This window comes from Lactococcus taiwanensis (assembly GCF_014905395.1).
Taxonomy (GTDB): Bacteria; Bacillota; Bacilli; order Lactobacillales; family Streptococcaceae; genus Lactococcus; species Lactococcus taiwanensis.
This window is the reverse complement of record NZ_BNDT01000001.1, coordinates 472009-480177: the sequence shown is the minus strand read 5'-3', so window position 1 is coordinate 480177 and position 8169 is coordinate 472009. Positions and strand designations below refer to the sequence as shown.

9 protein-coding genes are annotated in these 8169 nt (G+C 35.9%); 6 read left to right on the top strand and 3 right to left on the bottom strand.

The features are described 5' to 3' along the window. On the top strand, window positions 1-388 hold a 388-nt coding region (ssb, locus tag JKP71_RS02265; protein ID WP_200406878.1), incomplete at its 5' end, for a single-stranded DNA-binding protein. 42 nt (window positions 389-430) lie between these two features. Here the strand turns inward: ssb and JKP71_RS02260 are convergent. Continuing rightward, a complete protein-coding gene (locus JKP71_RS02260; protein ID WP_200406877.1) occupies window positions 431-961 on the bottom strand; it encodes a TetR/AcrR family transcriptional regulator in 531 nt (176 codons plus the stop codon). A gap of 131 nt (window positions 962-1092) precedes the next feature. Here JKP71_RS02260 and JKP71_RS02255 point away from each other — a divergent pair, with 131 nt between their 5' ends. The 5 genes from JKP71_RS02255 to xerS all read left to right on the top strand — a co-directional run bounded on the left by JKP71_RS02255 (window position 1093) and on the right by xerS (window position 4518). Beyond that, on the top strand, window positions 1093-2127 hold the full coding sequence (locus tag JKP71_RS02255; protein WP_200406876.1) for an NAD-dependent epimerase/dehydratase family protein: 1035 nt from the start codon (window positions 1093-1095) through the stop codon (window positions 2125-2127). Window positions 2128-2358: 231 nt separating this feature from the next. Further along, window positions 2359-2460 (top strand): putative holin-like toxin, encoded by a 102-nt coding sequence (locus tag JKP71_RS09645; RefSeq protein WP_200406875.1) that lies wholly within the window; start codon window positions 2359-2361, stop codon window positions 2458-2460. A gap of 313 nt (window positions 2461-2773) precedes the next feature. Further along, window positions 2774-2950 (top strand): hypothetical protein, encoded by a 177-nt coding sequence (locus JKP71_RS02245; protein ID WP_200406874.1) that lies wholly within the window; start codon window positions 2774-2776, stop codon window positions 2948-2950. Between the two features lie 194 nt (window positions 2951-3144). Continuing rightward, window positions 3145-3312 (top strand): hypothetical protein, encoded by a 168-nt coding sequence (locus JKP71_RS02240; RefSeq protein ID WP_200406873.1) that lies wholly within the window; start codon window positions 3145-3147, stop codon window positions 3310-3312. A 135-nt stretch (window positions 3313-3447) separates the two neighbouring features. Further along, window positions 3448-4518, top strand: a complete 1071-nt coding sequence (xerS, locus tag JKP71_RS02235; protein ID WP_075525831.1) for a tyrosine recombinase XerS — start codon at window positions 3448-3450, stop codon at window positions 4516-4518. Between the two features lie 26 nt (window positions 4519-4544). On the opposite strand, the gene trmFO is transcribed toward xerS, so the two are convergent. Beyond that, a complete protein-coding gene (trmFO, locus tag JKP71_RS02230; RefSeq protein ID WP_200406872.1) occupies window positions 4545-5888 on the bottom strand; it encodes a methylenetetrahydrofolate--tRNA-(uracil(54)-C(5))-methyltransferase (FADH(2)-oxidizing) TrmFO in 1344 nt (447 codons plus the stop codon). An 81-nt stretch (window positions 5889-5969) separates the two neighbouring features. Beyond that, window positions 5970-8090 carry a type I DNA topoisomerase gene (gene topA, locus JKP71_RS02225; RefSeq protein ID WP_075525829.1) on the bottom strand — a complete coding sequence of 707 codons (2121 nt, stop codon included), beginning with the start codon at window positions 8088-8090 and terminating at the stop codon, window positions 5970-5972. Between the last annotated feature and the right edge of the window lie 79 nt (window positions 8091-8169).

Genomic DNA, 8169 nt, shown 5'->3' with positions numbered 1-8169 from the left:
ACAAAACCAAGCTGTTGCAACCTTCTCTTTAGCTGTTAATCGTCAATTTAAAAATGCTAAAGGCGAACGTGAAGCAGATTTTATTAATTGTGTGATCTGGCGCCAACAAGCTGAGAACATGGTAAATTGGGCTAAAAAAGGGGCTTTATTGGGTATTACTGGGCGGATTCAAACCAGGAACTATGAAAACCAACAAGGGCAACGTGTGTATGTCACTGAAGTGGTAGATGACACCTTCCAACTCCTTGAAAGTCGTCAAAGTTCTGAGAATAATCATGCTCCTGCAACAACCCAACCAAATAACAAAAGCAACGTACCTGGCGATTCACACGATCCATTCGCAGGTAGTGAACCGCTGAATATTAATGATGATGATTTACCATTTTAACTACTAGAAAACCCTACAAGTAATGGCTTGCAGGGAGCTTTTTTATATTGTGACAATTTTTCTAATGAGTTCATGTATTTCTTCAATAGGTTTGTCTTGGCCGTTCATCAACCATCTACGCCATACTGCATATACACCCGTTGCAACAAAGGTAATGAAATACTCATCATTTGTATCTTTATAAAAATTCTCGATTTCTTCAATATATATTTGACGGATTATTGGCTCGTAACCTTGGTCCTCAGAAAGAAATAAATCCATTTTGAATCCCTCAAAAAATTTTAACTGATTTTCTATTTTAGATTTGGCAGAAACATCTTGGCGAATAATTTCGAAACTTTTCGCAATTTTGGGTTGATAGTATTGATAAATAACTTCATCAATGGAATCATAATTACGATAAAATGCCATGCGGCTGACACCAGCTCTCTTACAAACGCTAGAAATTGTGAGTTGATCGACTCTTTTAGGTTTTTCAGTGGTCTTTCGAATGCCCAAAAGTTGTAAAGTTGCGGTTGTAATAAAATTTTTTGTATCATTTTTGGCTATTTGAGAATAGTTCGTCGCTGCCATTACACTTCTCCTTATTGTGTCACACAAGTACTTTAATAAGTTGTATTCTTAGTAATTCTATTGTACAATACCTTTACATCAGTTTCAAGTGTAACACATGTAGATTGGAATGAAGAAAGGAAAGTACATAAATGAATAAAAATAAGAAAACAATTTTGGTAACCGGTGGTTCAGGTTATATTGCTATGTTCATCATGATTGCTTTATTGAAAAAAGGCTATCGAGTACGGGCGACATTGCGGACGATGTCTCGACAAGAAGAAGTGAAAAAAATGATGGCACAAGGCGGAATTTCAGATTTTACAGATTTAGATTTTGTCCAAACTGATCTGACAAAAGAAGAAGGATGGAGTCAAGCCATGACTGGTGTTGATTCTGTGATTCATGTGGCTTCACCAACACCTTTGCAACGTCCTGACGCTGATGATTTAATGGTGAAAATGGCTGTAGATGGAGTGAAGTTTGTGATGAAAGCAGCCAAGCAAGCAGGAGTAAAACGAGTGGTTTTGACCTCAGCATCAGGAGCTGTTTTAGCGGGGCATAAGCATCATCCAGAAATCTTCACAGAGAAAGATTGGACAAATCTTGATGCTCCAATTAATGCCTATCAACGTTCTAAAACAATGGCGGAAATGGAGTTTTGGAAACTTGCAGAAGCTTATGGTATTGAAGGAGCATCGGTTTTACCTACAGCTGTTATGGGTCCAATTCTTGGAAATGATTTTTCACATTCTAGTGCGGCTATAAAAAATATGTTTGAAGGTAAAATGCCTAGACTTTTAAATTTAGCATTTGATTATGTTGACGTTCGTGATGTTGCTGATTTACATTTGCTAGCTCTTGAAAAAAATGAAGCGATTGGTCAGCGTTTCATTGCAACATCAGGCCAAAATATTACTTACAAAAAGCAAGCAGAGTTTTTGAAAAAGGAATTTGGTCCAAAAGCTAAAAAAGTGTCTACTCAGGTAATTCCCGACTTTTTAGTTAAAATTCTAGCTCGATTTGATAAAAGTTTGGCGATGCCGGCTACATTTTTGGGGCAAAACACAGCTTGTTCAAATGAAAAATCAGTTAAACTTTTAGGCTGGAAACCACGTTCAGGAGAAGTAGCTATCATTCAAACAGCTCAAACTATGTTGGAATTGGGAGTCATTAAAGGTAATTAAGAAAAAATTTACATAGATTCACACGATCCATTCGAAGGTAGTGAACCATTGAATATTAATGATGATGATTTACCATTTTAACTACTTGAATATCCTACAAGTAATAGCTTGCAGGGTATTTTTTTGTTATAATATTTGTAGAGAAAGTTTATAGCGGTTGGCTGAGTAAAGAAAGAGGGGTGAGGCCTATGTTAATAGGTAACATCCTATCAAGCTAGAAAGGCTGTATTTTTGAGTGTTTCAGACAGCTTAACCTTGATGCTTGCTTTTGCAAGTTTCATTGTTATGTTGCTCAATCTCATTATTGTGATTGTAAAAAACATAAAAAAATAGACCGCTAACTTTTGGCAGAGTTCGGTCTATTTTTTGACTAAATAATGCTAACCGTCTTAAACGGTCTCTGTAGAGCTTGTTAACGCAAGCTCTTTTTTTACTTCTTGATATTTATATTATAACGTAAAGAACGATTTACGTCAATAAATCTATACGACATTATTATCTATAAGGACTACTTCTATATTCAGTTTTTATAGTAGTTTATTTTATGGTAAAATTTAAATTGTAGAAAAACATAAGAAAATTAAATGCTATTCTCTATATCAATTAATAGTAGTTAATAGAAAAATTAGAAAAGGATACAAGTGAAGTGAATAATACTAAGGGGTTACCCCGCAAGGAGGAATTAATTAACAATGTTGAAGCTTATAAACAAATATTAGATGAGCAGATTTCACAGAACCGCACATCAATTAATAAAGTACAAATGAGTGATGCACAATACGATACTCTAGACAAATTATCGGGATTATTTTTTCCTATGTAAAAAACATTGAAAAATTATATAACATTCTGGAACAAAAGCAAGCTTCCCTACAATTTGAGAAATTAATCATCGACGCTTTTAAAGAAGATCAATTCCAGAGAGAAGTGCCCTACTACAATAGCACCGGAAACGCTATTGGCTGCCTTGACTATATTGAAGGATGGTTACAAGGTAGTATAAGCAAACTTACGAACATGATAAAATTATCTCCACTGGATGGACAAAAGAACGCAGTAATTATTGGGAGTAATGGTGCCGGTAAATCTTCTTTCGCAGAATATTTTAGACTTGCTTTCCCAAATAACGTAATTGCCTTACCTGCTCAAAAAAGGAATAAAAAGCAGGAGAGGATAGTGTTATAAAAGCCAATTATATCAAGGTTTATCAAAACCATTGAATAAGAGGTAACACAGCTCTCCTCCAAAAATTCCCTAACAACTTTCCGAAAAACTGTAATTTTCTTGACAATTATAAGTGCTTCTGGTATACTGGAATTTATGAAACGTGAGCAATTAATACAAAATATTGAAAAACTAAAAAAGATAATGCCTTCTTATGTTTTGGAGTATTACCAATCAAAACTTGCAATTCCTTATAGTTTAAATACTCTTTATGAATATTTAAAAGAATACGAACGATTTTTCAGTTGGTTAGTTGATTCAGGGATTACTGATGTTCAATATATTTCTGATATTTCTTTATCGGTTCTTGAAAATCTGACGAAAAAGGATATGGAATCTTTCATTCTTTACTTACGAGAACGTCCAAGACTCAATACTCATTCCACTCAGTATGGAGTTAGTCAAACAACTATTAACCGCACCTTATCTGCTTTATCTAGCTTATATAAGTATTTGACGGAGGAGGTTGAGAATGAGGAGGGAGAACCCTACTTCTATCGAAATGTAATGAAAAAAGTTCAAACTAAAAAGAAATCGGAAACCTTAGCGGCTCGTGCTGAAAATATAAAAGGTAAGCTGTTTTTAGGTGATGAAACACAGGGTTTTTTAGACTATATTGATAACGAATACGAAAGCATCCTTTCAAATCGTGCTAAAGCTAGCTTTTTTAAAAATAAGGAACGAGATCTAGCGATTATAGCCCTAATATTAGCTTCTGGTATACGTCTTTCAGAGGCTGTAAATGTAGATTTAAAAGATTTAAATACAAATACGATGGTTGTTGAAGTTACACGTAAAGGAGGGAAAAGGGATGCTGTACCCATTGCTCCATTTGCTAAAGTTTACTTTGAACGCTATCTAGCTATTAGAGAAAAGCGTTATAAAACGACTAAGAAAGATTATGCTTTATTTGTAACGTTGTATCGTGATACTCCGAGTAGAATTGACCCATCTAGTGTTGAAAAGTTGGTTGCTAAGTATTCTCAAGCCTTTAAAGTAAGAGTAACACCTCATAAACTTCGTCATACTTTAGCAACTCGCCTATATGCCCAAACAAATTCTCAAGTTTTGGTGAGTAATCAGTTAGGGCATGCCTCTACGCAGGTAACTGATCTTTATACCCACATTATTAACGAAGAACAGAAAAATGCTTTAGATAATTTATAAAAAAAGCCAGGATAAACTGGCTTTTTTTATAAATTATTATTTTTGATGATTGCTGTTAGAGTGGACAGAGAACGTTCAGCAACCTGACTATATCTCTCCTTTTTATCACGAATTCGAGGTCCATCTAATTCTTGTACGATGCCAAATGTAACGTTCATCGGTTGAAAATGTTTACTGTCAGTATGTGTGATATAGTAAGGAAGACTACCGATAGCGGTCGTTCTAGGAAAAATGACTTCTTCTTCCTCTTTTAATAAGCGCACAGCATTAATCCCAGCCACTAAACCAGATGCAGCAGATTCAATGTAGCCCTCTACTCCTGTCATTTGACCAGCGAAGAAAAGATTGGCTTGTTTTTTAGATTGAAAAGTTTGTTTAAGAAGGTTGGGGGAATCCATATAAGAATTACGATGCATCACTCCATAGCGGACAAACTCAGCATTCTCTAAACCTGGTATCATTTGAAACACCCGTTTCTGTTCGCCCCATTTTAGGTGAGTTTGAAAACCCACAATATTATAGAGCGATGCAGAAGCATTGTCCTGACGTAGTTGAACAACTGCGTAAGGAGTTTTAAAATCACCATCACGAGGACCATTGTAAGAGTCAGGGTACTCTAGGCCTACAGGTTTCATAGGTCCAAATAACATGGTTTTATAGCCTCTTTTGGCCATTTCTTCGATGGGCATGCATCCTTCAAATACTTTCATATCTTCAAAGGAATTAAGTGGAGCTTCTTCTGCAGAGATTAAAGCTTCTTGAAAAGCCAGAAATTCTTCTTTTGTCATTGGACAATTAATGTAATCGGCCTCACCCTTGTCATAGCGAGATTTTTTATAAACCTTATTATAATCAATTGAACTAGCGTCAATTATTGGAGCTGCAGCATCGTAGAAATAAAAACCGTCCCCACCATTTAAATCATGGATTTTAGCAGCCAACTTATCTGAAGTCAATGGTCCAGTAGCAATAATTGTGATTTCATCGCTTGGAAGTTCTGTGATTTCTCCACGAATTACTTCAACTAGTGGATGTTGTGAGACTTGTTCCGTGATAAAGCTTGAGAAAGCTTCTCTATCTACAGCTAAAGCTCCACCAGCAGGAACTTGGGTCTCTTGCGCTGCCTTCATAATGACTGAATCTAAGCGTCTCATTTCTTCTTTTAAAAGACCAACAGCATTAGTAATTGCAGCTCCTCTAAGTGAGTTTGAACAAACAAGTTCAGCAAATTTATCCGTTTTATGCTGCGGGGTAGATTTTACACCACGCATTTCGTAAAGCTTAACAGGGACTCCACGTTTTGCAATTTGGTAAGCAGCTTCAGATCCTGCAAGACCAGCTCCAATAACATTAATATGTGTTTTTTTCATTATATAATTATACCATATCTTATATAAATGGAGCGTTTTATCAGATTAATAAGAGATAGTAAGTCCTACTATTATTTTTTCCTATTTTTGTTTTTCTTCTTGGTAATCGCACTTCTCATTTGAACAAACAACTTGTTTACCTCCACCACGGACTTTTTTCTCTACTAAGAAATCTCCAGATTTAGGGCACTCACGCCCAATTGGTTTGTCCCAACTAGTAAATTCACAGTCTGGGTAGCGATCACATCCATAAAATACACGGTTTTTCTTTGTCTTACGTTCAATGATATTTCCCTCATGACAAAGTGGACATTTAACTCCTATTTCTTTCACAATAGCCTTTGTGTTTCGACAGTCAGGAAAGTTACTGCATGCATAAAATTTACCAAAACGTCCAAGTTTAATAACCATAGGACTTCCGCAAACGTCACAATCAAAACCAGCCGGTTCATCCTTAATCTGAATTTTTTCCATGCCAGATTCAGCATTTTCTAATTCTTTAGCAAAAGGTTTATAAAATTGGTCAACTACCTCTATCCATTGCCGTTTTCCCTCTTCAACTTCATCTAAGTCTTTTTCCATTTCAGCTGTAAATTCAGTATTTACAATATTAGGGAAGAACTCAACAATAAGCTTATTGACAATTTCTCCAAGCTCTGTAGGTTCAAAACGCTTAGCGACTAAGCGCACGTAATAGCGTTTTTGAATTGTTTCTAGCGTTGGAGCATATGTGGAGGGGCGCCCTACCCCATTTTCTTCCAAAGTTTTGATAAGCGTTGCTTCGGAATAGCGCGCTGGGGGTTGGGTAAAGTGCTGTTCAGGTTTAACACTTGTTTTTTTCACGGTATCGTTCTCTGACATTTCAGGCAACATTTTTGATTTGTCAGAGTCGTTGTATATGGCAAGGTAACCATCGAATTTTACTTGGGAACCATTAGCTACAAAAATGACTCCGTTTTGTGAGAGATTAACTTTTACTGTGTCAAAAACAGCTGCAACCATTTGACTGGCTACAAAGCGATTCCAAATAAGCGTATAGAGTTTCAATTGGTCTTTATCTAGATATTTGGCAATTGATTCTGGAGTATTAAATACATTTGATGGTCGTATAGCCTCATGGGCATCCTGTGCGCCAGCAGCATTTTTAATTTTTGAACCATGTTTACTGTATTTTTCTCCGAATCTATCAACAACATAGTTATGAGCGGCTGCTTGAGCAACGGGTGAAATACGCGTTGAATCTGTCCTCATATAGGTAATTAGCCCTTGGTGTCCTTGACTTCCAAGAGTTAGACCTTCATAAAGTTGTTGGGCAACCATCATAGTTTTACGAGTTCGGAAATTAATCTTATTAGCAGCATCTTGTTGCATGGAACTCGTGGTATATGGAAGTGGAGCATTTCTACGGCGTTCCTTTTTTTCAACTTTATCAACATTAAAGTCAGGACCATCAAGTCGTTCCATTATTTGGACAACGTCATCATTGTTTTTTAAAGGATGCTTTTTACCATCAATTCCCCAAAAAGAAGCTTTAAATTTCTTTGTTCCCTTTTTGAATTCACCATCGATTGACCAATATTCTTCTGGAATAAAAGCGTTAATTTCATTTTCTCTATCTACTATTAGTTTTAAGGCAATAGATTGTACACGACCAGCAGATAGGCCTTTTTTAACTTTTTTCCAAAGGATAGGGCTAATTGAATAACCGACCAAACGGTCTAGCACACGGCGTGCTTGCTGTGCATCAACTAAATCAACATCAATTTTACGCGGTTCTTTAAAAGCATTTTTAACTGCATCTTTTGTAATTTCATTAAAAACTACACGATTTTTCTCTTCAAGTGGAAGATTTAAAATATGTGCTAAGTGCCATGAAATTGCTTCTCCTTCACGGTCCGGGTCACTTGCAAGATAAACTGCTTTCGCAGCTTTAGCTTCTTTTTTTAGCGAATTAATTAAGGGAGCTTTTCCGCGGATGTTGATATACTGGGGTTCATAGTTATTTTCGATGTCAACGGACATCGTAGATTTTTTCAAATCTCTGATATGTCCTACACTGGCCACAACTTTGTAATTACGTCCTAAATACTTTTCAATTGTTTTAGCTTTTGCAGGTGATTCTACAATAACTAAATTTTTGCCTGGGGTTACTTTTTTTCTTGTTGTTTTTTTCTTTGTTTTTGTTTTAGTCGCTGTTGGCATATTTATTCCTAGCTAATTATATGAGAGGTGAACATTCCTGTGCTTCTTTCATTAGAATGTTCTCTTAAAACATTAAATT

Bases quoted from the DNA above. Each gene is read 5' to 3' on its own strand.
- JKP71_RS02255 (WP_200406876.1), top strand. From the start codon at position 1,093: ATGAATAAAAATAAGAAAACAATTTTGGTAACCGGTGGTTCAGGTTAT.
- JKP71_RS02240 (WP_200406873.1), top strand. From the start codon at position 3,145: ATGATAAAATTATCTCCACTGGATGGACAAAAGAACGCAGTAATTATT.
- xerS (WP_075525831.1), top strand. From the start codon at position 3,448: ATGAAACGTGAGCAATTAATACAAAATATTGAAAAACTAAAAAAGATA.
- JKP71_RS02260 (WP_200406877.1), bottom strand. From the start codon at position 961: ATGGCAGCGACGAACTATTCTCAAATAGCCAAAAATGATACAAAAAAT.
- topA (WP_075525829.1), bottom strand. From the start codon at position 8,090: ATGCCAACAGCGACTAAAACAAAAACAAAGAAAAAAACAACAAGAAAA.
- trmFO (WP_200406872.1), bottom strand. From the start codon at position 5,888: ATGAAAAAAACACATATTAATGTTATTGGAGCTGGTCTTGCAGGATCT.